20 protein-coding genes, 1 pseudogene and 1 riboswitch are annotated in these 25498 nt (G+C 43.2%); of the genes and pseudogenes, 7 read left to right on the top strand and 14 right to left on the bottom strand.

Translation table 11 applies throughout. The annotated features are described in order from the left end of the window. Positions 1–26: 26 nt before the first annotated feature. From K7887_RS21095 to K7887_RS21110, 4 genes are all read right to left on the bottom strand, one after another. On the bottom strand, positions 27–1412 hold the full coding sequence (locus K7887_RS21095; RefSeq protein ID WP_223491557.1) for a sucrose-specific PTS transporter subunit IIBC: 1386 nt from the start codon (positions 1410–1412) through the stop codon (positions 27–29). Between the two features lie 198 nt (positions 1413–1610). Continuing rightward, positions 1611–2435 (bottom strand): PRD domain-containing protein, encoded by an 825-nt coding sequence (locus tag K7887_RS21100; protein WP_223491558.1) that lies wholly within the window; start codon positions 2433–2435, stop codon positions 1611–1613. 115 nt (positions 2436–2550) lie between these two features. Next, entirely contained in the window at positions 2551–3060 is a 510-nt protein-coding gene (locus K7887_RS21105; RefSeq protein ID WP_223491559.1) for a PTS sugar transporter subunit IIA, read from the bottom strand. 168 nt (positions 3061–3228) lie between these two features. Further along, positions 3229–4110 (bottom strand): carbon-nitrogen hydrolase family protein, encoded by an 882-nt coding sequence (locus tag K7887_RS21110; RefSeq protein WP_223491560.1) that lies wholly within the window; start codon positions 4108–4110, stop codon positions 3229–3231. A 226-nt stretch (positions 4111–4336) separates the two neighbouring features. Here K7887_RS21110 and K7887_RS21115 point away from each other — a divergent pair, with 226 nt between their 5' ends. Continuing rightward, complete coding sequence (locus K7887_RS21115; RefSeq protein WP_223491561.1) at positions 4337–5164, top strand: methyl-accepting chemotaxis protein; 828 nt, start codon at positions 4337–4339, stop codon at positions 5162–5164. Positions 5165–5588: 424 nt separating this feature from the next. Here K7887_RS21115 and K7887_RS21120 read toward each other — a convergent pair whose 3' ends face one another. Beyond that, a complete protein-coding gene (locus tag K7887_RS21120; RefSeq protein WP_223491562.1) occupies positions 5589–6461 on the bottom strand; it encodes a Cof-type HAD-IIB family hydrolase in 873 nt (290 codons plus the stop codon). Positions 6462–6723: 262 nt separating this feature from the next. On the opposite strand from K7887_RS21120, the gene K7887_RS21125 reads away from it, so the two are divergent. After that, on the top strand, positions 6724–7683 hold the full coding sequence (locus K7887_RS21125; RefSeq protein WP_223491563.1) for an HD-GYP domain-containing protein: 960 nt from the start codon (positions 6724–6726) through the stop codon (positions 7681–7683). A 143-nt stretch (positions 7684–7826) separates the two neighbouring features. Next, complete coding sequence (locus K7887_RS21130; RefSeq protein WP_223491564.1) at positions 7827–9182, top strand: YjiH family protein; 1356 nt, start codon at positions 7827–7829, stop codon at positions 9180–9182. Between the two features lie 191 nt (positions 9183–9373). On the opposite strand, the gene K7887_RS21135 is transcribed toward K7887_RS21130, so the two are convergent. Then, positions 9374–10321: an ATP-grasp domain-containing protein gene (locus K7887_RS21135; protein ID WP_223491565.1), complete on the bottom strand. Its 948-nt coding sequence runs from the start codon at positions 10319–10321 to the stop codon at positions 9374–9376. A 51-nt stretch (positions 10322–10372) separates the two neighbouring features. After that, positions 10373–11425, bottom strand: coding sequence for an LLM class flavin-dependent oxidoreductase (locus K7887_RS21140; protein WP_223491566.1), 1053 nt, complete (start codon positions 11423–11425; stop codon positions 10373–10375). A gap of 89 nt (positions 11426–11514) precedes the next feature. Beyond that, positions 11515–11626: riboswitch (SAM riboswitch) on the bottom strand. A gap of 469 nt (positions 11627–12095) precedes the next feature. Between K7887_RS21140 and K7887_RS21150 the strand changes: the two are divergent. Next, positions 12096–13264 (top strand): annotated as a pseudogene (locus K7887_RS21150) (IS3 family transposase). Between the two features lie 341 nt (positions 13265–13605). On the opposite strand, the gene K7887_RS21155 reads toward K7887_RS21150, so the two are convergent. Then, a complete protein-coding gene (locus K7887_RS21155; protein WP_223491568.1) occupies positions 13606–14100 on the bottom strand; it encodes a hypothetical protein in 495 nt (164 codons plus the stop codon). Between the two features lie 278 nt (positions 14101–14378). Between K7887_RS21155 and K7887_RS21160 the strand changes: the two genes are divergently transcribed. Together K7887_RS21160 and K7887_RS21165 are read left to right on the top strand one after the other, a co-directional pair. After that, on the top strand, positions 14379–16022 hold the full coding sequence (locus K7887_RS21160; RefSeq protein ID WP_223491569.1) for a PTS transporter subunit IIBC: 1644 nt from the start codon (positions 14379–14381) through the stop codon (positions 16020–16022). Positions 16023–16028: 6 nt separating this feature from the next. Beyond that, complete coding sequence (locus K7887_RS21165; RefSeq protein ID WP_223491570.1) at positions 16029–16823, top strand: endonuclease/exonuclease/phosphatase family protein; 795 nt, start codon at positions 16029–16031, stop codon at positions 16821–16823. Between the two features lie 77 nt (positions 16824–16900). Here K7887_RS21165 and K7887_RS21170 read toward each other — a convergent pair whose 3' ends face one another. From K7887_RS21170 to K7887_RS21190, 5 genes are all read right to left on the bottom strand, one after another. After that, positions 16901–17998: a PRK06851 family protein gene (locus K7887_RS21170; RefSeq protein WP_223491571.1), complete on the bottom strand. Its 1098-nt coding sequence runs from the start codon at positions 17996–17998 to the stop codon at positions 16901–16903. A 143-nt stretch (positions 17999–18141) separates the two neighbouring features. Next, positions 18142–20331, bottom strand: coding sequence for a DNA topoisomerase III (locus K7887_RS21175; protein ID WP_223491572.1), 2190 nt, complete (start codon positions 20329–20331; stop codon positions 18142–18144). Between the two features lie 77 nt (positions 20332–20408). Then, positions 20409–20975: a GNAT family N-acetyltransferase gene (locus K7887_RS21180; protein ID WP_223491573.1), complete on the bottom strand. Its 567-nt coding sequence runs from the start codon at positions 20973–20975 to the stop codon at positions 20409–20411. 38 nt (positions 20976–21013) lie between these two features. Then, positions 21014–21385: a hypothetical protein gene (locus tag K7887_RS21185; RefSeq protein WP_223491574.1), complete on the bottom strand. Its 372-nt coding sequence runs from the start codon at positions 21383–21385 to the stop codon at positions 21014–21016. A gap of 42 nt (positions 21386–21427) precedes the next feature. Continuing rightward, positions 21428–22450: a S16 family serine protease gene (locus tag K7887_RS21190; protein WP_223491575.1), complete on the bottom strand. Its 1023-nt coding sequence runs from the start codon at positions 22448–22450 to the stop codon at positions 21428–21430. Positions 22451–22625: 175 nt separating this feature from the next. Between K7887_RS21190 and K7887_RS21195 the strand changes: the two genes are divergently transcribed. Then, complete coding sequence (locus tag K7887_RS21195; RefSeq protein WP_223491576.1) at positions 22626–24179, top strand: ABC-F family ATP-binding cassette domain-containing protein; 1554 nt, start codon at positions 22626–22628, stop codon at positions 24177–24179. A gap of 570 nt (positions 24180–24749) precedes the next feature. Here the strand turns inward: K7887_RS21195 and K7887_RS21200 are convergent. Further along, complete coding sequence (locus K7887_RS21200) at positions 24750–25442, bottom strand: tryptophan 2,3-dioxygenase family protein (RefSeq protein WP_223491577.1); 693 nt, start codon at positions 25440–25442, stop codon at positions 24750–24752. Positions 25443–25498: the final 56 nt, after the last annotated feature.

The raw sequence follows: 25498 nt of genomic DNA on the forward strand, positions 1-25498 counted from the left end.
ACTTCAGTCATCAGGGGAAATCCTTCTTATTTTACGTCTTCTTCCTTAATGCCCATGAACCAGGTTGCGATAAAGGCACCTACGACCGCAATCGCAAAACCGATTAGGTAGTTCACGACATTGACGGTTCCAAATTCCACAAGAATGGCGATCATCGGAATCCCTGTCAGCCCGTAAGCGTTGGCTACAACATTGGTAAACACCACATAAGCTCCACCTAACGCGCCACCAATGGCAGCTCCGATAAATGGCTTACGATATCTCAAGTTAACCCCGAAAATTACTGGTTCTGTAATTCCTAAAAAGGCGGAAAGTGCTGCCGGCAATGCTAGCTCTTTCGTTTTCGCACGTTTTGCTAAGAAGTAAACAGCAAGCCCTGCTCCACCTTGCGCCACATTGGCCATGGACCAGATTGGCAAAAGATAGTTAAAGCCTAATTCTGCAAGAAGTCCTGCTTCGATAGCATGGAAACTGTGGTGAACACCAGTGATTACAATCAGGGAGTACAATCCGCCAAAAATAAGGCCGGCAAAGACACTTCCATAGTCATACACAAAGTTCAGCACAACCGTGATACCTGAACCGATTGCATTTCCTAACGGCCCGATTGCAAGTAGCGTGATAAATCCAGTCAAGATAACAGTCACAAATGGTGTTACAAGTAAATCTACTGCGCTTGGCACGATTTTACGCAGATTCTTTTCAATAAAGCTCATGACAAAAACGGCAAGAAGCACCGGTACGACGGTCCCTTGGTATCCGATTAAAGCGACATCAAGGCCCATGAAATCCATGTATTCTGGGTTTGCTTCTGCAAGACCCCAAGGATTTAGCAGATCAGGATGTGTCATGATTCCACCAACAACTGCTCCAAGGAACGGATTTCCACCGAATTCTTTTGCGGCACTATAACCAAGCAAAATTGGAAGGATGATGAATGCGGCGCTTGAGAACATATTAAGCATTTTTACAAGGGAGCTGTCATCAGCAACCCAGCCGAATGTCGTCACCATTCCTAGCAGCCCCATTAATAGACCGCTTGCCACGATGGCAGGAATGATTGGAACGAAAATGTTAGATAACGTTCTTGCGAAACGCGCGAACGGATTCATCTTCTTTTTCGCTGCTTCTGCGTGGTCTTGGGTGTCTTTTTCTTTAAGCCCTACCTCTTCTGCAAATTCCCCGTACACTTTATTAACGATTCCTGTGCCAAAAATAACTTGGAACTGGCCTGAGCTAGCAAAGGCCCCTTTTACTCCGTCAAGCTCTTCTATTTGGTCACGATTTGCCGTTGCTTTTTCATCATCTTTTAATACAAGTCTTAAGCGAGTGGCACAGTGTGTGGCACTGATGACATTGTCTTCCCCACCAAGCAGTGGGATCAACTCTTTCGCTATCTTGTTATAATTCATTATGAGCACCTCTTTTTCCTATTAGTTTTATAAAAAAACAAAAGACCTAAAACCTGCAAGAAGGTAGAGTGGTCCCTACGTGTCCTTGCCTGTTTTAGGTCTTGCCTGCATTACCAGTCACAATCCTGTATATACATGTTAGCGAATACGTTTTCATTTTACGCAGTTGAACAAAGTTCGTCAACAGTCCAACGCTTCTTATTTTCCTGTTAATCTTTGGATGTGGAGCGTGATGTATCCTACCTCTGATAACGGGAAGTGAATGTTATATTCTGCATCCAGAAAGTCCGCGATTTTTTGCGCCGTTCCGAATGCCTTTCCAAATTTCATCTGAAGTAATTCCAGCATTTCAGGGTCCATGGAGTGAAAGGGTTCTCCCTCTTCCACACGGTTAATCGCAAACCTTAGGTGTGTCAGCAGACGTTGATAATTTATGGAGGTTTCCTCAATTGTCACACTAAATTCCTTCTCGATCATCTCAATCGCGTCACGGATGATGGAAGCCAGCTGCATCGTGTTTTCCATGCTTTTTGAGCCCATTTTCGCCGTGTGAAGATGAAGGGCAATATGTCCCACTTCATCATCAGGAATACTGACGCCCAACCGTTCCTTAATCAAACCTTGTGCCCATTGCCCGATTTCATATTCCGGCTTATAAAGGACTCTTATTTCATTCAGCAATTTATTTTGGATGGTGTATCCTTTTTCCAACCGTTCAATCGCAAAAGAAAGATGGTCTGTCAAAGAGATATGGATGTGGTTGCTCAACGGAACCATCAGCTTGCCTTCTGCAAAACTGATAATTTCCTCCGCCACATCGATATGCTCAACAGGAAGGGTGGAAAGCAACTCCTGAAACTTGTCGCTTTCCTCTTTCATCACAAAAATCTTTTCAATTTTGTTGCGGTCCACCAGATCGTTCTTCCGCTTTTGGAAGCCGACACCAAGGCCCATCACAATCTTTTCCTGGTCATCCTCTTTGACGACAACCGAGTTATTGTTTAACACTTTACTTATTCTCAATCTTGTCTCTCCCCAATGTAACCGCCCTATTTTATCTTTTATTATAACCAATCAAACGGGCTATACAAAGCAGTTACATGCTTCCGGGAAAGAAAACAAGACGGCAACGGAAGATTTACGCTTTCAAATTCCAATCCAACAATGCTGTTTCACCTTTTGTAGCTGTTTTGGCAGCATGTTTGGTTACTGTATCAATGATATCTCCGTTTGTCAGGATAACAGGTGTTACAATGCTTTTTGCTTTTTCTTTAATAAGGTCGATATCAAATGTTAAAAGTGGCGTTCCGACTTTTACTTTGTCGCCGACTTCCACAAGTCCTTCAAAGCCTTCCCCTTTCATGCCGACTGTTTCAAGACCTACGTGGATCAGTACTTCCACTCCTGTTTCTGACTTGATTCCGATAGCGTGTTTTGTCGGGAAGAATTGAACGATTTCTCCGTTTACCGGAGATACAACGGTTCCTTCTGTTGGCTCGATTGCGATGCCGTCGCCCATCATTTTTTGCGCGAATACAGGGTCTGGAACTTCTTCAAGTGGAACGATTTTCCCTGTGATCGGTGCTACTAGGATCTCTTCTGTTTTGGTTTCTTCTTTACCGCCGAATAGTTTTTTAAAAAATGACATATGTGTTTCCTCCTATTGTCGGAATTGTGCGGAAATAGAAAAAGACCCAATACGCTACTCTTTTGGGGAGTAAGCGTATTAGGTCTTGCCTGCGTTACCAGTCACAATCCTATATGTGTGTTTATTTATTTATGATATTAAGGTAAGACAGATTAGCATGTTTGTCAATTAATACGTGAGGCTGCCTTTGACAAGTTTCTCCCAGTCCGGGTACAGGTCGTTGCGGCGATCTCTCCAGGTGGTGACGGAGCCGGCTTCCCTTACTTTGTGTAAGAGGGTCAGGTCTAGATCACCTGTAACAATCATATCGGTGTTCAGCTCCCCTTCTGCCACAATCCCTCTTGGCGGGAACGGAACGTCGTTTGGTGAAATGATGGCAGCCTGTCCAAAGTTGCCACGCATAAAGTCTACCGTTGGAAGAGAACCGATTGTCCCTGTCGTCACCACATAGATTTGGTTTTCAATCGTGCGCGCATGACAAGAGTATCTTACGCGGTGGAAACCGTGACGGTCATCTGTGCAGGAAGGGCAGAAAACCACATCCGCACCCATCGCTTTCACAAGCCTTACCGCTTCTGGAAACTCAATATCATAGCATGTCAGCATCGAAATGGTGCCAAAGTCGGTATGGAAGATTTGCAAGTCCTCACCAGGGGTCAGACCCCATTCATACACTTCTGTTGGTGTTAAATGCAGCTTTGCTTGTGTGGCAATGCGGCCATCAGGGTAAAAGAGGTGGGCTGCGTTGTAAAGTTTACCTTCTTTTTCAATGATGTGTGTGCCGCCGATGATATGCATACCAGTTTGCACGGCAATACCGCTGAACAATTGTTGATAGTGTTCGGTGTATTTGGGCAGATCATGAATCGTCTGCTCTCTCCCATCCACTGGAAAAGAAATTAGTTGGGTCGTCAAAAACTCTGGAAACAGGACAAAATCCGCGTCAAATTCAGCGGCGGTTTTCACATAATGAATGACTTGATTAGCAAACTCATCAAAGCTTGAGATCGTGTGCAATGGATATTGCACGGCAGAAGCACGAAACTTCATGACAGCAGGCCCCCTTATATATGTAAATCTATTAGTTTGAATACCGAAATTCTTTTGTTGCAACTAATCTATTATAAGGGATTGGTAGAGAAAGTCTCAATGGTGAGTTTGTGGGATATTATGGCAGAAAAACACCAGCACATCGGTAGTCATTATTACCTAGCAAAAGGAAAGAATTTACTCTAAAATAGAAATACAAGGAATTTTTTGCAGAGGGGCTTGATACATGTTAAGCAATACAACGAGTTTTAATGTGAGTACACAAATACTAGAGGAAAAATCCGTTTTAGCCGCACTTGAAAGAAATCTAGCCATGATAGAGTTTAATTTACATAAAGAGGTTATTTGGGTAAACGATAATTTTGCAAAGGCAATGGGCTATTCTGCTTATGAAATGAAGAATATGTCTCATAAACAGTTTTGTACGCCAGCATATAAAAATAGTAGAGAATACGAAGAACTATGGACAAATTTGAGTAAAGGGCTCAAATTCCAAGAGAAAATTGAGAGAGTGGATAGACGCGGAAATATCCTTTGGTTAGAAGCAACGTATATCCCTGTTGTAAATGACGAAGGACAAGTAGAAGCTGTCCTGAAAATAGCCACCGACATAACAGACCGGGAGAGCAACTCCTTGCAAATATTGTCTCAGTTAAAAGAAATGCCTGTTGAATTAGTAAACATAGTTGTCAATAACTCCAAAGAAAAGTTGGAAGCATTGCAAGCGTTGAATAGTCAAACCGACTTAATCAGCGACGTTTCCAAACTCATTAAAAATATCTCTTCCCAAACAAACATCCTGGCATTAAATGCAGCGATTGAAGCTGCACGTGCAGGCGAACATGGAAGAGGCTTCAGCGTGGTGGCGGAAGAAGTCCGCAAATTGGCCGCCAATGTCGCAAAATCCATCAATCAAGTGAATGAAAATGTAGATAACATCCGAGAAGAAGCCCAAAGAGTCAATCACATTACCGACGACCTGCAAAAACTAATCCGTGAAACAGAATCAAAGTTCCAAACCATCGTAACCGAACTGGAGAATTTGAATAAGTAGAAAAGATTTTGAGAACCGGTTAAAGCCGCTGTTCCTTTCCGCAAATGGCTTCGCTTTCCTAGGGGCGCTGCTGGAGCCTCCTCGGCTTTCGCCTGCGGGGTCTCCACCTAGCACTATCTCCCTCAGGAGTCTTCGCCTTTTGCTCCAAGTCACAGCTAAAAATTACTTTAAAGAATGATAATTCTATTACCTAGGGTTAATAGGTTTTCATTAACCTTAGTTGAATGAAACAACCTTGTTGATTGTAGTGGAAGGCGCGTAGACGCCCGCGGGAGGAAGGGACAGGTGAGACCCCGCAACGGAGTGAGGAGGCTCACAGACCGCCCGCAGGCAAGCGAAGCGCCTGGAACGGAAATCAACAGTTCTATAAATTATCCTTTCTTTTATAAAAAAACCGGGTAGCCCTAAAGCCGCCCGGTTTCACTTATCCAACCTCACTCTTCGCCAGCGCCTCAACGATTGCCTTCGCCACACCGCTATTTACATTCGTATCCGTTACCATATGCGCCTTCTCCTTCACGCCATCCGGTGCATTACCCATCGCAACGGCTCTGCCCACACGCACTAACATCGACACGTCATTATAATTGTCCCCAATTGCCATGGTGTCTTCCATCGAAATCCCTCGCTCTTGAGTGAACGTAGTCAATGCAATTCCCTTCTGAGCGTCCACACTTGTAATTTCCAAGTTGTCCTTACCAGATGAACTCACCGCAACCGTGCCAAGATCCAGCAATTCAGCGCGTGCCGCTTCCAAATTTTCTTTATCCATGGAGAATGCCAGAAGCTTGTAGATAACTTTAGACTCATCCTGCAAAATAGGCTCAAAACTGTCTACCATTTTCACATTCCCATCTTCCATTCTTTCTTGTGCCGCCTTTAAGACTTTATCGTAATCATTATCGTCACTTGCTGACATGAAAACATCCATTATGGTGGCAATCGCCTTATCATAATCCTTTGAGAATGTTCCGTTCTGCGTATAAATCTCAAAGTAGATTTCATGCTTGTCCAATATACGCGCAAGCTCTCTTCCAAGGTCCATGCTAATCGGATTTGTCGCTACGATTTCCCCTTCAGGCGTACGTGCCTCGGCTCCGTTTACACAGATAATCGGCGTATGTATCCCCGCTTCTGCCAAAACATCCTTGGCTTCCGAGTAGGATCTTCCGGTGGCAATCACCACTTCCACCCCATTGTTCCTTGCAAGCTTAATTGCATCCGCGTTCTCTTCACTAACTACATGGTTATTGTTTAATAATGTTCCGTCCATATCTATGGCAATACATTTTACCAAGTGAATTCACCTTCTTATATGTATGATTTTTTGTATATACCCTATCCTAGTTAATCTTTCTTCGTATTACAAACATTATACTGCAAAAGCATTTTGCTAAAAATTTCGAAAAGTATAATTAATCCTGTTTTATATACTGTAAATCCCTTATAATAAAGGTATTACACGCGATCAGGTGAGGTTGAACTCTATGAACATTTCCTCCAATCATATTGGTAAAATTCTAAAAAATGATATTTACTCTTTGTCGGGGAATCTTTTGTTGAAAAAAGGGACGGTCCTGAATGAAAAACATGTAGAAAGCCTGCAAAAGCATGCCTACTACTTTGACCAGGCCTTTATTTTGGACGAGCCCCACCATTTATCTAAAGAGTATTTTCAGCATGTCAAAAATATGTATGAGTCGAGCATCCATACTTTCCAATCCATATTTGCCAATCTTGAAGGGGAACAGCTGCCTCCACTAGAGGAAATTCTAGGAATGTTGACGCCGCTAATAGATAAGCTTGTGGACGATCCTGTTTTCACCCGTTACATAGAACAAGTGAAAAGTTATGACAATTACACCTATACCCATAGTTTGAATGTGGGAATCTATTCTTCTTTAATCGGAAAGCTGCAAGGGCTTGAGAAAAGCAACATCAGCTTACTCGGTCAAATGGGGATGTTTCACGATGTCGGAAAGTTACTTATCGACAAAAGCATTTTACAAAAGCCAGGACGCTTGACGGAAAAAGAGTGGCTGGAAATACAAAAACATACCACCTATGGATATGATTTGCTTAAAAAGAACAGAACCATCGATCCGCATATACTGCAAGGTGCCTTGCTGCATCATGAACGCCTGGACGGAAGTGGTTATCCAACAGGAATCAAACATTCGAAGATTCCATACTTTGTTCAGATCCTATCTGTTGCGGATATGTATGACGCACTTTCATCAGAAAGAAGCTACCGACCGAAGCAAAATATTTTTACCACTACTAAAATTCTTATACAAGAGGCAAATTACAATAGATTGAATCCAGCCATCGTTTATCCCTTTGTCCGATATGTTCTTTCCAATCACCTTCGCGATGAGGTCGTTTTGAATAATGGAAAGCTTGCGGAAATTATTTTCATCCATTCTGATGAACCGCATCTGCCGATAATCAAGGTGGATGACCACTTTATTGACCTTAGAAAAAATAAAGAGTTGGAGATTTTGGATTTTGCTAATTAAGCCTGTAAGCCAGGTTTGCCAACACTAATTTAGGGGTATCCAAGTGAAAGATAATACATAATTCCAGTAACTACCTTTGAAAAGTCCGAGAAATGTATTAAAATAACTAACGTTGCATATTTACGCATAAGGAGATTATTATATTGAAAAACCATTCATCTTTCAGAACAGCAGATAAATTAAAATTCATCATACCTTCTATTATCGGTATTTTATTATTCATGTTTCCTGTTATGTACAATGACGAATTAACGATTCCAATCGCCATTCTAGCTGGGTTGTTAGGGGACCTTTTAGGAAGTAGCATTCCCTACATTATGACAGCGGTTATTACTATCACTGCCATCGCAACGGTAGTGACAAAGCTGGCGAAACCCGCTTTTACAAAAAACCAAGGATTCTTTAACACTTTACTAAACGTCTCTATTTTCTGGACGGTTGTAAGGGTCCTAGCGATGGTCTTGGCCATTATGACCTTATTCGAACTTGGTCCAGAGGTTGTATGGAGTGACGTTACAGGTTCTGTTATTCTGTACGATTTGCTGCCAGTGCTATTTACTGTATTCCTTTTTGCCGGATTATTTTTACCGTTGTTATTAAACTTTGGACTGTTGGAGTTGTTTGGCGCACTATTGACGAGAATTATGCGACCACTATTTAAACTTCCGGGTCGATCTTCTATTGATGCCTTAGCTTCATGGCTTGGAGATGGAACAATCGGGGTACTTTTAACAAGTAAACAATATGAAGAAGGTTATTATACGAAAAGAGAAGCAGCGGTTATTGCTACTACTTTCTCAATCGTTTCGATTACATTCAGTCTTGTTGTTATTACGCAGGTGAAACTTGGGTCGATGTTCATCCCATTTTACATCACGATTGGTGTGGCCGGGCTTGTAGCTGCCATTATCATGCCGCGTATCCCTCCTTTGTCCAGAAAGGCGGATACTTACTATAACGGAGACGAACAGGATGAAAAAGAATTGATTCCTGCCGGCTATTCACCGTTAAAATGGGGCTACACTCAGGCGGTAGAGCGCGCTGCAAAAAATAAAAGCGCAGGAAAGTTTTTCCGTGACGGCGGACGCAATGTCCTTGATATGTGGATGGGTGTCGCACCGATTGTTATGGCATTTGGTACTATTGCCTTGATACTCGCCGAAAACACAGACCTATTCGTTTACCTTGGAATGCCGTTCATTCCGTTGTTAGAATTACTGCAAATTCCAGAGGCGGCTAAAGCGTCTGAATCCCTTATTGTTGGTTTTGCAGACATGTTCCTGCCAGCTCTTTTAGCTTCAGATATTCAAAGTGAGTTAACTCGTTTTGTTGTCGCGGCAGTTTCTGTTACACAGCTTATTTATCTCTCCGAAGTAGGGGGCGTGATTTTAGGTTCTAAAGTTCCTGTCTCGCTTTGGGAGATGTTCGTGATCTACATTTTACGTACGTTGATTACTTTACCTGTTATCGCGCTGATGGCGCATGTGTTTTTCTTTTAATAGTGGAATGTAAAAAAGCTATCCGTAGGGTCCGGTTGGGACTTGCGGATAGCTTTTTTCGTGGGAACCCTCTGTAGAGTGTAGCGCAAGGTGTGAGACTCCTGCGGGGGATAACGGTTGGTTGAGACCCCGCAACGAAGTGAGGAGGCTCAAGCATCGTCCCGCGGAAAGCGAACACCTGGAGCGAAACTCTACAGTTGTTTAACAGATCCCTCTAGCTCTTTGCCGAGTAGTTTGGCTAGCTCCAGCATGCCGTATTTTCCGGCAGCTTTTTCGGCGTCAGCGTTATAATTTGTGTTGGTGTTGACATCATAGGTGAAAATCTCACCCTGACTGTTGCGGATAAATTCAATACCTGCCACCTGGATCTCGTTTTCTTGCAGGAACTGTTCATACTTTTCAATGATTGGGTCGGCAAAGCCTTCCACGATACGGAATTTCGGCTTCTCTTCGACTTCTTCTCCTACCGGGCAAAACAGGTCCCCGATCTGGCAGGCATCGGCCGGGCACAGCTCAAAGCCTTCTGACGTATCGACCTGCACCGCATAAACAAATTTCCCGCCAATAAACTCACAACGGGTAATAAAAGGCTCTGGTGCCTGAATGTATTCCTGGATAAGCGTGATTCCATCTACCGGCTCTTCAAAATCTGGTCCAAACAAGTATTCTTCAAGGGAAGCTGTTGAATGGAATAGCTGTACCCCAAGTCCTTTTCCTGCTCGATTATGTTTGGTAATAAAGGAGTCAGAACCAATTCGCTTTGCCGCCTGCAAGATATGTTCTTTGCCTACCGCCGCAATGGTTTTTGGTGTCTTGACTCCGGCTTTTTCAAGGGCCGTATACTGATTGACCTTGCTTAGTTCCAACTGAAGAGCGCGACTTCCATTCAGGACTTTCCGTCCATGGTGTTCGAGCCATGCAAGCACAGCCCCTGTTAACTCAGGTGCAAAACGATGATCTCTTGTATGAGAAGAAGCGCTCATTCTGTTGTAAAATACGCCTTCAGGTGGCTCTTCCGTCAGAGGTACCACTCCTTCATCTAAGTGCCATTCTTCATATGGCAAACCTAACTCTTCCAATCTAGTTGTTAAATGTGTCGTCCACTCTTTATTTTCATGAATAATATAAATTTTTTCCACGATGATTGCCTCCATTTTATGCATATATAGTAGTGTATTCTCTGCTAGGTTTTATGATTGGGCAAGCTCTTCTGGTTGCGGATGTACTAGGGGCATCACTTTTTTGGCGAAGCGCTCCATTTCTTCAAGCTGCGGGGAAAATTGTAATAACAATAATTCCACGCCAGCTTTCTCGAATTCTTGTATTCTAGTAGCAATCTGCTCCGGCGTACCGATTAGATTTGGACGCAATCCCCTATTTGACACAGAATAATCCTGCAGTTGTATTTGTTGTTCAAGCTGTGATTTGCTTGTGAAGTCCTTAAATCCAGCATACGCATCAGATTCTTTAACAGCTGTAATCCTGGCGAGTTCTGCCTGTGCTTCCTCTTCTGTATCCCTGCAAATAACATAGGCAGCCATCCCAAACGATTGAAATGGAGGATTCGATGTCTTGGCTCTCTTTTCTTTCATATCGTTAATCTTCGCCGCCACTTCCTCCACCGTGCCCCCGTGCATGACATAGGCATCACAGTGCGAGGAGATAACTTCCTTCCCTTTCGGACTTTCGCCGCCTGCATAAAGGATGGGATTAGGGCGTTGTACCGGTTTTGGGTGGAGTTTTGTTTCTTTCAGCTGATAGTATTTTCCCTCATAGGTAAAAGAATCTTCTGTCCATAAACCTTTAAGAACATCAATAAACTCTTTCGTGCGGTCATAACGCTCATCATGCTCGGTAAAGATCCCGCCATACTGACGGGCCTCCTCTTCCCACCAAGCCGACACGACATTGAGGGTGAATCGACCGTTGCTGATGTGATCGATGTTTGCTGTTGCTTTCGCGGCAATAGCAGGGTTATGAAATCCAGGCCTGATCGCCGTCATTATTTCTATCTTTTCGGTTACTGCTGCCAAGGCTGCGGCAGTAGACCAAGCCTCCAATGTGTCCTCTTTCGGGCCTTTAATATCATTTAGGAAGAGCTCCGCAATTAAGGTTGTATCAAACCCAAGCTGTTCTGCCTGCTGAATTACCTTTTTGGCATAGTCAAAAGTCGGAGGCATCTGTTCATCCTCCACATTTCGCAACCAACCGCCGAATATCGGCAACCAAAATCCAAACTTCATCTCACGCTTCCCCCTTTTGATGTTTGTGTATGTAGACAAACAAAAAACTCCTTCGATAAGAAGAAGTTTGAGTACAAGCCCGTAACATCCACTTATCTTCCAAGAACGTTTGTCTTGCTGGAATTGGCACCTATACAGTTGTCCGTACTGTACGGTTGCCGGGCTTCACAGGGCCAGTCCCTCCACCTCTCTTGATAAGAAAACTTACTATTCAATTATTGTTATCTAGACTAATCCTATCACGAAACTTGGGAATGGACAAGTCTTTCGGATAGCTAAATACTCTGGTTATATTACTAGCTTATTAGCTGGGGGAGGAAAAATGAACTGGTGGTTTTGGAGTTATTTAGGGGATTGGGGTGGATGGCGCGGGGATGAAGACACTTTTGAGCTTGTAAACCACTCAGTGAGGTCTTCATCCGCCTTATGAAGACACTTCCAAGCCTAAAATTCTCTCACGGAGGTCTTCATCCGCCTTATGAAGACACTTCTGAGCCTAAAATCCTCTCACGGAGGTCTTCATCCACCTTATAAAGACCTCTCTCATTACTTTTCCTGCTCACTCAGGTCCTCATAGACCCCATGAAGATCCCTTGTGGGTCTAGACTATAAAGTAGACACGGTTTGGAGAGACTTGTAAAAACAAGTATCTGGAACGGAGCGTGTCATGATGAGTAAAAGATATGACCCTGAATTCAAGGAATACATTGCCAAGCTAGTAGTAGAAGAGGGAAATAAAGCAACAGATATTAGTAAAGAAATGGACTTGTCACCAAAGAACATATCACGTTGGGTTAGCATTTATCGAAAGAAAACGCAAGCTGGGGAGAGTTACATTACTCCTAGCGAGTTTAAAAAACGTGAAAAAGAACTATTGGATCAAATAAACGAATTGAAAGAGGAAAATGAAATCATAAAAAAGGCGGCGCACATCTTCATGAAAAGCCAGAAGTAATTTACCGATTTATTTTTCAACATCGGAAAGAGTTTCGAATTGTGAAGATGTGCACGGTATTAAATGTATCCAAGAGTGGGTACTACAAGTGGATTAATAAAAAGGAGTCCCCTAGAAAAAAACGAAAAACGTGGATGATGGCAAAAATTCGTGGTCTATTCTTTCAGAATAAAGAAGTCTATGGGAGTCCTAGAATTACGAGAGAATTGTATAAAGATGGGTTTCTGATTTCAGAGAAAACCGTCGGAAGATATATGCGTGAAATGGGGCTTTGTGCTATACCGGAACAACGTTTTGTGGTTACGACAGATTCCAACCATAATCAGCCAATTTATCCGAATCTACTTAATCGCGAGTTTAATCCAGAAAAGCCTAATCAAGTGTGGGTAACAGATATCACATACATTTGGACGTTAAAAGGATGGTTGTATTTGGCTACAGTAATGGACCTGTTTTCTAGAAAAATTGTTGGTTGGAGTTTGAACAAAACCATGACAAAGGAGCTTCCTTTACAAGCGTTAAACAGAGCTATAAATCAAAGAAAGCCTCCTTATGGCCTGATTCACCATTCTGATCGTGGTAGCCAATATACCTCCAGTGATTACATCGCACGCTTGAAGGAATGTAACATGGAAATAAGTATGAGTCGAAAAGGAAACTGTTATGATAATGCATGTATGGAGTCCTTTTTTGCGACTCTGAAAAAAGAGCTTGTGTATCGAAGAAAATTCGCAACTCGAGAAGAAGCAACGAAGGAAATTTGGACCTATATTATGAGCTTTTATAACGAAAGAAGAAGTCACTCTAAACTAGGATATATATCACCAAATGAATACGAACGAAGCAATACGAAAAAACAAGTACTAGATAAAGAAGCTGCATAAAGAGTAACCCCACTTAGCAACTTTACATGGAGGGGCGGGTAGGATAGCCTACCTGGCGAGCCACTGGTTCCTACCCAGGTGGCTTTGTGGCTCGAGGTCATACCCGCAGAGGCTCCATGTCAAGTTGCGGGACACTGAGAATTCTCTATTTGGGATCTTTCATACAAGATACAAACTAGATACGAGGAAAATAGCTTTTTTAAAAAGTAAAGCTGTACCAATATTGAAAAACATAAGAAGATTCTCTCTAAAAAGTTGTCCACTTTCTTGACAGAAGACCACTTGCGCTAACGGTACCAAAAAACGCCCCCCAAACCAGGAAGGCGTCCACTTAAAACCTATTATTGTATATCCTTTTCGAAATTAGGAGCATGCAAGCCTTCTGCTTCAAACGTTTCTCCTATTTTCTGATGAAAACTCTCCAATGCAGCTGTCACTTCTACACCATCTGAACCTTCAGACAATGATGCGGCACGTTCTTCAAAATATAAAGCCAACAGTTCAATGGAATCCTTCATATCGACCTGAAGATCCTCATCCAAATTCTCAGGGATCTCAATGCCACGAAGTTCATTTGCAATACGGTTGCTAGCTTCCACGGCCGCCTCAAGGTCTCCAGCGCCATCTGACATTTCATAAGATGTTACAGGTTCAAGGTGCTTGCGGATGGTCTGAATCATTTCCATTTGTATATTCATAAGGACGGTTACCGTCTCCCCGCTCTGGTCAGCAGGAACTTGTTTGGAATCGGCAGTGTCCACATTGTTCGCTTCCTCTGTGCATGCAGATAGCACAATTACTAAAACAAGTATCATAGAGAAAATCCACTTTTTCATATCAAGTCTCCTTTTCTTCATACATTACGGAAACAGTGTACTCGTTTTCACCCCACCTGTATATACCTCCACCCAAAGTTGCATTCTTCTATTTATTCTTACATCTCTATTTAGTTTGTTAAAAATTTATTAAAATAATATTTTCTGCTTGCATTGTTTCTTAACATCCCATACAATAAGAAAATGCAAACGGTTGCACCAGATGTGCACTGTTTTACACTAAAATGAATTCGTTTTCAACAAAAAATAGAACTTATATAGAAAGAAGGCTGTTAAAAATGAAGAACTTTTTGTCTTTTGATTTCTGGCAGAAATTCGGTAAAGCTTTACTGGTAGTGGTTGCGGTTATGCCTGCTGCTGGTATTATGATTTCTCTTGGTAAGTTGGTCGGCATGACTGGCGGAGACTTAGCTCTTGTGCAAACGATTGCAAGAGTAATGGAGGATATCGGTTGGGGAATCATCACCAACTTACATGTATTGTTTGCGGTTGCCATTGGTGGATCGTGGGCTAAGGAACGTGCAGGTGGAGCTTTCGCTGCACTGATTGCATTCGTACTTATTAACCGTATCACGGGGGCGATCTTTGGGGTTAACAACGATATGGTGGCAGACCCTGAAGCTACTTTCACTACTCTTTTTGGACAAGAACTTGTTGTTGGTGACTACTTTACTACTGTATTAGGTGCGCCGGCATTAAACATGGGAGTGTTCGTTGGTATCATTGCCGGTTTCCTTGGTGCTAACCTTTTCAATAAATTTTATAACTATAGTAAATTACCTGATTCCTTATCATTCTTTAATGGTAAACGTTTCGTACCATTCGTTGTAATTGGTGGATCTGTAATCGCTGGTATCGTATTAAGTGTTGTTTGGCCGTTCATCCAAGGATTGTTAAACGATTTCGGTGTTTGGATCGCTTCTTCTAGAGACAGCGCGCCAATCGTTGCACCATTCATTTTCGGTGCGTTGGAGCGTCTATTATTACCTTTCGGATTGCATCATATGTTAACGGTACCAATGAACTACACGTCACTTGGTGGAACTTATACGATTCTTACTGGCGGCAGCGCTGGTTCTGTTGTAGCGGGTCAAGATCCATTATGGTTAGCTTGGATTGCCGATCTGAACAACTTCCTTGCTGCTGGTGACACAGAGTCTTATGAAGCGCTGCTACGCGAAGTGGTACCTGCTCGTTTTAAAGTAGGTCAAATGATTCTTTCTTGTGCTGCATTGATTGGTATTGCGTATGCAATGTATCGCAATGTGGACAAGGATAAGCGTAAAAAGTACAAGTCTATGTTCTTATCTGCAGGTCTTGCAGTATTCTTGACTGGTGTTACTGAGCCAATCGAATTTATGTTTATGTTTGCTGCTCCTGTGTTATATGTGATGTATGCAATTATGACAGGACTTGCTTTCGCTATTGTTGATATCATTGATATTCGTGTTCATGCTTTCGGAGTTATCGAGTTACTGACTCGTACACCGATGATTGTAAAAGCTGGTTTATGGTTAGATCTAGTGAACTTTGTGATTGCATGTCTAGTATTCTTTGGATTGAACTTTGCGGTAGCGAACTTCATGATCAAGAAATTCAATTTCCCTACTCCGGGACGTAACGGAAACTATATTGAGCAAGAAGAAGGCGCTGGTAACGGTGCGGCTGCAAGTGTTCAAGCTGATTCTTTGGCACCTGCGATCATCGGATTGCTTGGTGGAGCAGAAAATATTGAAGATGTGGATGCATGTATGACTCGTCTGCGTGTAACAGTAAAAGATAGAGAGAAAGTTGCAAATGAAGCGGCATGGAAAGAAAAAGGTGCACTTGGACTGATTGTGAAAGACCGTGGTGTCCAAGCAATCTACGGACCAAAAGCAGATGTAATCAAATCTGATATTCAAGACTTGTTGGGAGCGTAATAAACGATGAATCTACTAACCCTTAACTGCCACTCTTGGCAGGAAGAGAACCAAATGGAAAAGATACAGCATATCGCGAGAGCCATTAAGGAACAAGCATACGATGTCATCGCTCTTCAAGAGGTTAGCCAAAGTATCGATGCCGAAGTGGTAACGGGTAATATTAAGCAAAACAACTTCGGCCTTGTTTTACAGCAGGAGCTTGAGAAGCTTGGAGTGTCAGACTACGAGTTAGTCTGGGACTTCGCCCATATGGGGTATGATACGTATGAGGAAGGCCTTGCAATTTTGACTCGCCATCCTATTAAAAAGACACATTCCTTCTTTGTATCTAAAAGTACGGACACGGACTTTTGGAAAACACGTAAAATTGTCGGTGTGACCGTTGAAGTGCAGGGGGAGGAGCTGTCCTTTTATACCTGTCACTTGGGTTGGTGGAGTGATGAAGAGGAACCTGCGAAGTATCAGATGGAACAGCTGCTTGAAAAAGTAAAGGGAACAGAACCATTCTTCCTGATGGGGGATTTTAATAATAGCGCCCATATTAAGGGTGAGGGTTATGAATATCTGACTTCTACAGCCGGTCTGCACGATACGTATTTACTGGCTTCTGAAAAGGATTCAGGAGTGACGGTGGAAGGTAAGATTGCTGGCTGGGATGAGAACAAACAGGATCTCCGGATTGATTTGATCCTAGCAAGCTCCCCTGCTTCGGTCACTTCTTCTAAAGTGGTCTTTAATGGGCAAAACAGAGAAGTTGTATCAGACCATTATGGGGTAGAAGTAACCGTGGAAATATAGTCGAGTTTTGACGTATTTACTGGGAAAATGTAAAAAGGTGAACGGCATTTAGGTGCTGTTCACCTTTTTTAATATGGTTATTTTGTAGCAGCAATGGCTTCTATTTCAGCTTGGATTTTCTTGGTCCACTCATCCACTACCCCGTAATCCATTGCCTTAACATAGATCTCTTCTAGGCTGCCATGCCAGCTCTTTGCTTCTGCCAATTTCCCAATGGCCTCCTGCATCGCTTCTGTATAACGTTCTTTTACAAGAGCAATTTCTTTTTCATATCGCTCGTCTGTTCCTGTACGAATCGTAATATCGTACATATCCACGATGGAATCTCCTTCGCGATCTGGGAAATATTCATGTGGGGCCGTGCTGTCAAAAATGGCGAATCCAAGCTCACGGCAGATAATCATATCAAGACTGTATGGATCAAACCCGCAATGATATACTTCCACGTCAAAGCCTTTTTCTTCGGAAGCTTTGGCGAGCTTTTTCAGCATGGTGGATTTCCCTGAACCAGGACGACCTTTTATAAAATAACGATGTGTCAGACCTTCTGTCAGGTTTGGCACGAAATCCTTTGCACCAGCAGGTGTTGCCGCACCGAGGAAGCGATGCCTGACATCTGCTTTTTTATTTAATGTCTTACCTTGGAACAATTGCTCCACGAGATCCTTTGTCAGCTTATTTGCTGCCTCAAAATTCATATTATGAATATAGTATCTTTCCCAATCGTCATGTATTTTCAGGGCTCTCGCGAAGGTTTGATAAGCAGTCTGGAAGGCTTCCTTCTTTTTGGTCGCTAAGTGTTGTATTTCTTCTTTCTGTTCCGCAAGCAACTTGGAGTCCCACGCCTCCCCTAAGTTAACGTATTCCTCCACCGCTCCAGGAGCTTTTGGTTCAATGACATGCGGCGCCGTTCCATCCACAATTCCAATGCCAAGCGCACGGATGACCATCCCGTCCACCGAGCTTGTGTCAGATGAACAATGAAGCAGTTCAATGTCATACCCTTTCTCGTTCCAGACTTTCCCGATCTTTTTGATAAGCGATGATTTCCCTGTCCCTGGTCCGCCTTTTAAAATAAAGATGCGATCCAATCCTTCTATGTTCGACTCGTATAGGCTATAAAATCCACGCGCTGTATTTCCACCAGCATAATAGTTTAAAATTTTCCCTGCCAAGATCTAACACCCTTTCAATGGTAGGTTATCTTACAATTGCGATTCCTTTTAGCCTATGCGGAAGGGGTTGTATGGGTGAAAGCCTAGCTGTGTTGGGCATATAAAAGAGCCGCACTCCTATCCATAGAGTGCGGCCCCGTTGATTATTTCAACTTCAATTTCGCCAATGCATCCGCAAGTGCGGTATTCACAGGCTCATCATTATTCTGTTTTTTCAAGTACTGATTCACATCACGCTTGGATGCCTTCTGGTTGGAATTGTTCTTGCGGCGTTCCTGGAAGGTACTCAACTTCTCGCGGTGTCCGCAAACACATGCGAACATTTGACCTTCCCCTTCCCCACGCAACTCCAGCTTCTTACGGCATTTTGGACAACGTGCATTTGTCACCTTGGAGACATTTTTACGATGACCACATTCTCTGTCCTGACATACGAGCATCTTTCCTTTTTTTCCGTTGACTTCAAGCATTGGCTTGTCGCAGTCCGGGCAACGTTTACCTGTAATGTTGTCATGCTTGAACTTTTGATCCGTATTTTTTATTTCATGAACAATCTGTTTGGCATAAGCCTTCATTTCATTGATGAAGACTGCTTTTTTCAGCTGTCCTTTTGCAATCATGCCAAGCTTCTGCTCCCATTCTCCGGTTAAGGCTGGGGATTTCAAATCCTCTGGTGCAAGGTTCAGCAGTTGCTTCCCTTTAGAGGTGATGTGCAGCCCTTTGCCGCGCTTCTCCATCAGGAAGCTGTTGAAGAGTTTCTCGATAATGTCCGCTCTTGTGGCAACCGTCCCGATCCCGCCTGTTTCACCTAGTGTTTTCACGAGCTTCTGGTCGGTTTGTTCCATGTACTTTGCAGGGTTCTCCATCGCGGAAAGCAATGTACCCTCGTTAAATGGTTCCGGTGGCTTTGTTTTTCCGGAAGTTAATTCGACCTTCCTAATCTGTAATGTGTCGCCTTTATTCAAGCTCGGCAACAGCTGGTCTGTAAGACTGTCGCTTCCATCTTCCTGTTCCTCCATGGAACTGAAGACTTCCTTCCAGCCTTGGGAGATGACCGTTTTTCCTTTTGCCACAAACTGTTCTGTTCCAATAGAAGCAGTGATGTTTGTCTGTTCATATAGGAAAGGCGGTAAAAGAACGGCCAAGAAACGTTTAACAATTAGGTCATAAATCTTGTATTCCTTGTCAGATAGCTTACTTAATAAGACAGTTTCCTCCGTAGGAATGATCGCATGGTGGTCCGTCACTTTTTCATTATTCACAAACGACTTGTTCGCTTTGATCGGTTTCGTGAGCAGCTTGGATGCAATCGGCTTGTAGGAATGCGCACGAATAGCTTCCACACGCTCTTTTAACGTATCCACCATATCAGTGGAAATGTACCTGGAATCCGTTCTTGGATACGTAACAATTTTATGTTGTTCGTATAGACGCTGCAAGATTGATAGCGTCTCTTTAGCAGAGTAGCCGAAGATGCGGTTGGCATCACGTTGTAATTCAGTCAGATCGTAAAGCGCAGGAGCGTAGCTTTTCTTTTCGGTCTTATTTATATCGGTCACCTTAGCATCCTGATTCTTTACTTTGCTGTGCAAGGTTTCCATCGCAGGCTTGTTGAAGTTTCTTCGTTCTTTCGTCTTAGCGTCCTGCCACACGAGCTGAAATCCCTTTTCTGTGATAGCCTTCATTCCGTAGTATTCTTTTGGAACAAAGCTTCTGATTTCTTCTTCCCGTTTTGCAATCATGGCAAGCGTAGGAGTCTGCACTCTTCCGCATGACAGCTGGGCATTGTGCTTAGTGGTAAGTGCTCGAGTCGCGTTCATCCCCACTACCCAGTCCGCTTCGGCGCGGGCAACGGCAGAATAGTAAAGGTTTTCGTATTCTTTTCCGTCACGTAGCTTTGCAAAGCCTTCCTTTATTGCACGGTCTGTGACAGAAGAAATCCATAAACGTTTCACAGGTTTTTGGATACGCGCTTTTTCGAGAATCCATCTAGCAACAAGCTCCCCTTCACGGCCCGCATCTGTAGCAATGACAATATCCTTTACATCTTTGCGGGTAAGTTGAGCTTTTACTGCGCTGTATTGTTTGCTTGTATTCTTAATGACGACAAGCTTCGTTTCGTTCGGCAGCATCGGCAAGTCTTCGAGCTTCCACGCTTTGAATTTAGCGTCGTATGCTTCTGGATCTGCGAGGGTGACGAGATGACCAAGAGCCCACGTGACGATGTACTTGTCCCCTTCGAAAAATCCGTTTCCTTTTTTCGTGCATTTTAATACTCTTGCTATATCTCTACCTACAGAGGGTTTCTCTGCAAGGACGACAGTTTTTGGCATAATAACAATCCTTTCAAGCTTCTTGTCTTCTAATCTTTACATATTGTGTGAGGGTAGTCAAAAGGAGAAGAGCGTTGTCAGGTAAGGCGTTGCCTGTTCCAATCTTTCTTTAGTAGTGAAAACGAATAATGGTCATAGTATTTGCCTTTATACAAATGTTTGTCCCGATATATCCCTTCATTTACGAAACCTAAACTTTCTAATGTATTTGAAGACTTTTTATTTTCCAAAGCGACATATGCATTTATCCTATTTAGTTTCATGTTACTAAAGCCACTCTCTATTGCTGCAGTCAATGCCTCTTTCATATAGCCGCATCCCCAAAACTCATGCCACAAATCATAACCTATTTCTGCTATATTATTGGTTCTGTCCCATAAATGAAAACCACAGGTCCCCATCTTTTCATTGCTGTCTTTTCGTTTAATAATCCATCTATTATACCCTTTTCCTTCTGGATCGTTATACCACTCTATTAATTCGATGGCATCCTCTTTTTTTGTAAATATATCTTCATCATATAAAAACTCACATATCTTTTCATTACTGAAATGTTTGAAGATAAAATCAGCATCCGTATCGTTTACATTTCGTAATTTTAGTCTGTCAGTCTCTAGTTCAGGAAAAAGCCTTTGTTCGCTCATAATAAACACCCTTTACATTGAATTGCTGTTATTTTTCGCTACAGTAGAGAAAAGTTAAAAAGGAATTTTAGGGCTAAAAAGATTGTGATTAAAAACGTTATTGACCCCAACAATACAAATATTAATCCTCGTTTACTATCGGCCTTCCACATATCCGCTCCGTCAATGATCCAACCTATACCCACTAACAAAAAGGCGATATATTTTAATTCGCTGATTTTAAGTACAAATCCTATAAAAAGGAGGTAATATCCAATATACGGTAGTATGTGGAATACTAATATTGGATTCCTTAATTCCTCTTTTAATTGCTCTTTTTCTTCGATTGTAGAGTTCTGATATTCTTTTCTGGCAAATATATAGCCTAACAAAAATGTTAGTAAAATCACCCCGATTTGAACGATAAGCATGTAACTCCCCACTTCTACGTTTAATAAACCACCTTATTCTCTTCAATTCTTTTCCGGTAGCTTCTCCAACGCGTCCACTGCGTCCTCTATCGTCCCAACTGGAATAAGCTCTATATCTAGACCTTCTTCGTTTATGGTCCTTCTCGCAATCGATTCATTGTTTTCCCAACCGTCATCCAACGGGACGATGAAGTAGTCGAATCCTGCATTGGCAGCTCCGATTACCTTTTGTTTTACGCCGCCGATCGGTCCAACTTCCCCTTCAATCGTGATTGTCCCCGTACCGGCAACGGCATTTCCTTTGAGTAGGGAATCTTCCATCATTTTATCTAGAAGTGTGAGCGTAATCATGAGTCCGGCACTTGGACCTCCCAGGTTCTCTATGTTCTGCCACTCAATGTTTTCGTCCTTTGATGTCTCGAATACTTCCTCGAAAAATACTCCAAGCATGGTGTTTCCGTAGTAATCTTTGTGCGGATATGTCGTAACATCGACCTCTATTTCCTTACCATCTCGTACTAACGACAACGCAAGCATGTCTCCTGGTTCTTTTTCTACAATTAGTTGATCTAATTGTTCATACGATTCCAGCTTTTCTCCGTCAATACCTACCAGAAGGTCTGTTACTTCCACATCATCTTTGTTATCCCAATCCGGCAAATAATACACGGGATAGAATCCTTGCAGCTCAAGCTTGGGTTCTTCCCCCAATATGCCGCGTGCTATATATTCCGCCTTGATTTTCGACTGTTCCATCATTAGTTTGTTTTGATAGTCGATGTCTTCTATCGCCATATCGAGTTCTTCTGATACAGAAGGAATAATCTCGACACCCTCTTCCACGAGTTTCGTGATTATCATAAATGGCCAAATGGTATTTTCTATGCTGGCCACATAGGTCATGCCCAAGTCCCCATCCAGCTCTGAGCCGCCTTCATATTGAACAAATTCATCTAAATTAATTGGGTCCCCCGCCAGGAGGATATCAAACCCAGTTGGTATAAATCCGCTTCCTATAATCATTAACAAAACTACTAAAACAATCCACGGTGCCCGTTTCTTCATCCGGTTCCCCCACCATCCTTATTTATCTATTTTTTATTTTATAGTAGATTGGTAGAATTTAGTATGGGAAATCGCAAGTGGAGGAAGAAACTTCTTTCATTTCCCACATAGCCATTCCTAGAAAATTTTAGTATGATGAAAAGTAGATATTTTTTTAGATAGGATGGATACAAACATGAGTTTATTGAGCATAGATGGGTTAAGCCATAGCTTTGGCGACCGTACATTATTTAAAGATGTTTCCCTGCGCCTTTTGGCAGGCGAGCATGTTGGCCTTGTAGGGGCAAATGGAGTCGGTAAATCGACGTTGATGAATATCATCACAGGAGAGATCGTATACGACACAGGACGCGTGGAGTGGACGCCTGGTGTGCATTACGGGTATTTGGACCAGCATACGATCTTGACGCCAGGAAGAACGATTAGAGACGTCCTGCGCGATGCATTCTTGCCTTTATATGAAAAAGAAAAAGAATTGAATGCCATCACCGACAAAATGGGAACGGCCACTCCTGAAGAGTTAGAAGAGTTGTTGGAGCAAATGGGGGAAATCCAGGATCATCTGGATGCAGGTGGATTTTACAACTTGGATATTAAGGTCGAGGAAGCTGCACGCGGTCTTGGTTTGGATGCAATCGGCCTTGAGCGTGACGTTGCTGCGCTAAGTGGCGGACAGCGTACCAAAGTTCTTTTAGCAAAGCTGTTACTTGAGCAGCCTCAAGTGTTATTACTGGATGAGCCGACGAACTATCTGGATGTGGAGCATATCCGTTGGTTGAGCTCGTACTTGAAAGAATATCCGCATGCATTCCTATTGATCTCGCATGATACCGAGTTCATGAATGGTGTGGTAGATGTTATTTTCCATCTTGAATTCTCCAAGATGACTCGCTACACAGCGTCTTATGAAAAGTTTCTGGAGCTTGCGGAAATTAACAAAAATCAGCATATTAATGCTTATGAAAAGCAAAAAGAATTCATTAAAAAGCAAGAAGACTTTATTGCAAAAAATAAAGCACGTTACTCTACGACGGGCCGTGCGAAAAGCCGTCAGAAACAGCTGGACCGCATGGATCGTATCGACCGACCAGAGACAGCTGCTAAGCCGACGTTTGAGTTTAAAGAATCCCGTGCAAGCAGCCGCTATGTAGTCGAAGCGAAGGACCTTGAGATTGGTTACGCAGAGCCATTATTACCGAAGCTTACGATGGAAATCGAGCGCGGAGATAAGATTGCGATTGTCGGGTGCAACGGTGTCGGGAAGTCTACTTTGCTGAAGACAATCTTGGGTAAAATAGATCCTCTTGGCGGTTCTGTGATTCGCGGTGATTTCTTGTTCCCTTCTTACTTTGAACAGGAAGTTAAAGCGAAGGATATCACGCCGATCGATGATGTTTGGAACGAGTTCCCTTCCCTTGATCAGCACCAGGTTCGTGCAATCTTGGCGCGTTGCGGCTTGAAGAACGAGCACATCTCCCGCCCGTTAAGTCAGCTGAGCGGTGGAGAGCAGGCCAAGGTGCGTTTATGTAAGTTAATGATGCATGAGAGCAACTGGCTGCTGTTTGACGAGCCGACAAACCACTTGGATGTGGTAGCGAAAGAGGAATTAAAGCGTGCTATAAAAGCTTATAAGGGTACCATTCTCCTTGTATGCCACGAACCTAGCTTCTATGAGGACTGGGTGACGAAGGTTTGGAACGTGGAAGAGTGGGCCGAGCAGAAGCAGTAAGAGATATGATTAAGAGCAGCATGGGGGAGGGTGATCCCCGTGCTGCTTTTTTGTTGTTTTGAGGAAGTTGAGGGCTGGGGGGCGGCTGCTCTGTTACCGTTTTGCTGGTTCCAGCGGCATTTCGGGCGGAGAGAACGCCCCTCTCCTACCGTTTTGCTGGTTGCGACGGCGCTTCGGGTGGAGAGACGGGTTCTATTAGACAAAACCAACAACCTTCCAAGCTCTTCGGGCGATTAGAACCCTTCTATTAGACAAAACCAACAACCTCCACAGCTCTTCGGGCGATTGGAGCGCTTCTATTAGACAAATCCAACAACTTCCCAAGCTCTTCGGGCGATTGGAGCGCTTCTATTAGACAAAACCAACAACTTCCCTAACTCTTCGGGCGATTAGATCCCTCCTATTAGACAAATCACACCCTTCCAAAGTAATTAAGTCTAATAGAGCTCTACTAAAAGATCCCCACCCCGTTGCTACCTGTCGAATATCACTCTCCCCACCAAACAAAAAAAGACCGCCCCAAAAGGCAGCCACAACACATGCCCTCCAGAACAGCCCCAAAACTCCCCACTACAGCGGTTTCGGATCGTAACTCGACCCCGTCCAGTCCGTTAATTCACAAATCGCTTCCCAAAGCTGAGGATAAAATTCAAACTTAGCTCCTCGCTCCAACGCTTGAGCAGGTATTCCCTTCAAACTCTTCGTATTCAAACCAATCATCCTGCGCACAAGCTGGATGTGGTGCTTGCGGAACGTTTGGAAGTTTTCATCAAAAGCAATCAATTCTTGCATGAGCAAGTACAGCTCATAATTGTCACCTGCCGCCTTGTGAAGCATGAACGGTGTCAGTTGCTTGTCGTTCAACAGTTGTTCAAACGGCCCCCACAACGTCGGTCCAAGCCTTAAAATTTCGTTGAAGCCAGGTGAATCCTGGCCGCTTCCACGTCCAAGTGCGAGTCTGATAGTATGGTAATCTCTTGGACTGATCACTTTTACCATATCAAACACTGGCGGCAGATGCTTTAAGTGCATGTTCACCCTTTGAAGTTGTTGTGTTGCCTGCAAGACTTCCCCGTGCTGCATATTTGCATCCGCTAAGTGAATGTACTGGATGATCAGCTTGAAATGCAGCTCAGCGATTTGGTGAATCATCTGAAACGTGAGTTCGTCATTACAAGAGAGTTCCCCGTCCCCCTTTTGTAAGCTCAATAACTCTTCCGTACGAATATACTTTTCATAATCTGTCACTTTTCTCTCTTCCATTTCTTCTCCTCCAAATACCGGATAAATGGAATGTCGCTAGCAACTAATGTCTTCTA

This window comes from Sutcliffiella horikoshii (assembly GCF_019931755.1).
In the GTDB taxonomy this organism is placed as follows: Bacteria; Bacillota; Bacilli; order Bacillales; family Bacillaceae_I; genus Sutcliffiella_A; species Sutcliffiella_A horikoshii_E.

Bases quoted from the DNA above. Each gene is read 5' to 3' on its own strand.
- K7887_RS21165 (WP_223491570.1), top strand. From the start codon at position 16,029: ATGAATCTACTAACCCTTAACTGCCACTCTTGGCAGGAAGAGAACCAA.
- K7887_RS21195 (WP_223491576.1), top strand. From the start codon at position 22,626: ATGAGTTTATTGAGCATAGATGGGTTAAGCCATAGCTTTGGCGACCGT.
- K7887_RS21160 (WP_223491569.1), top strand. From the start codon at position 14,379: ATGAAGAACTTTTTGTCTTTTGATTTCTGGCAGAAATTCGGTAAAGCT.
- K7887_RS21140 (WP_223491566.1), bottom strand. From the start codon at position 11,425: ATGAAGTTTGGATTTTGGTTGCCGATATTCGGCGGTTGGTTGCGAAAT.
- K7887_RS21180 (WP_223491573.1), bottom strand. From the start codon at position 20,975: ATGAGCGAACAAAGGCTTTTTCCTGAACTAGAGACTGACAGACTAAAA.
- K7887_RS21175 (WP_223491572.1), bottom strand. From the start codon at position 20,331: ATGCCAAAAACTGTCGTCCTTGCAGAGAAACCCTCTGTAGGTAGAGAT.
- K7887_RS21095 (WP_223491557.1), bottom strand. From the start codon at position 1,412: ATGAATTATAACAAGATAGCGAAAGAGTTGATCCCACTGCTTGGTGGG.
- K7887_RS21115 (WP_223491561.1), top strand. From the start codon at position 4,337: ATGTTAAGCAATACAACGAGTTTTAATGTGAGTACACAAATACTAGAG.
- K7887_RS21185 (WP_223491574.1), bottom strand. From the start codon at position 21,385: ATGCTTATCGTTCAAATCGGGGTGATTTTACTAACATTTTTGTTAGGC.
- K7887_RS21155 (WP_223491568.1), bottom strand. From the start codon at position 14,100: ATGAAAAAGTGGATTTTCTCTATGATACTTGTTTTAGTAATTGTGCTA.
- K7887_RS21200 (WP_223491577.1), bottom strand. From the start codon at position 25,442: ATGGAAGAGAGAAAAGTGACAGATTATGAAAAGTATATTCGTACGGAA.
- K7887_RS21110 (WP_223491560.1), bottom strand. From the start codon at position 4,110: ATGAAGTTTCGTGCTTCTGCCGTGCAATATCCATTGCACACGATCTCA.
- K7887_RS21190 (WP_223491575.1), bottom strand. From the start codon at position 22,450: ATGAAGAAACGGGCACCGTGGATTGTTTTAGTAGTTTTGTTAATGATT.
- K7887_RS21105 (WP_223491559.1), bottom strand. From the start codon at position 3,060: ATGTCATTTTTTAAAAAACTATTCGGCGGTAAAGAAGAAACCAAAACA.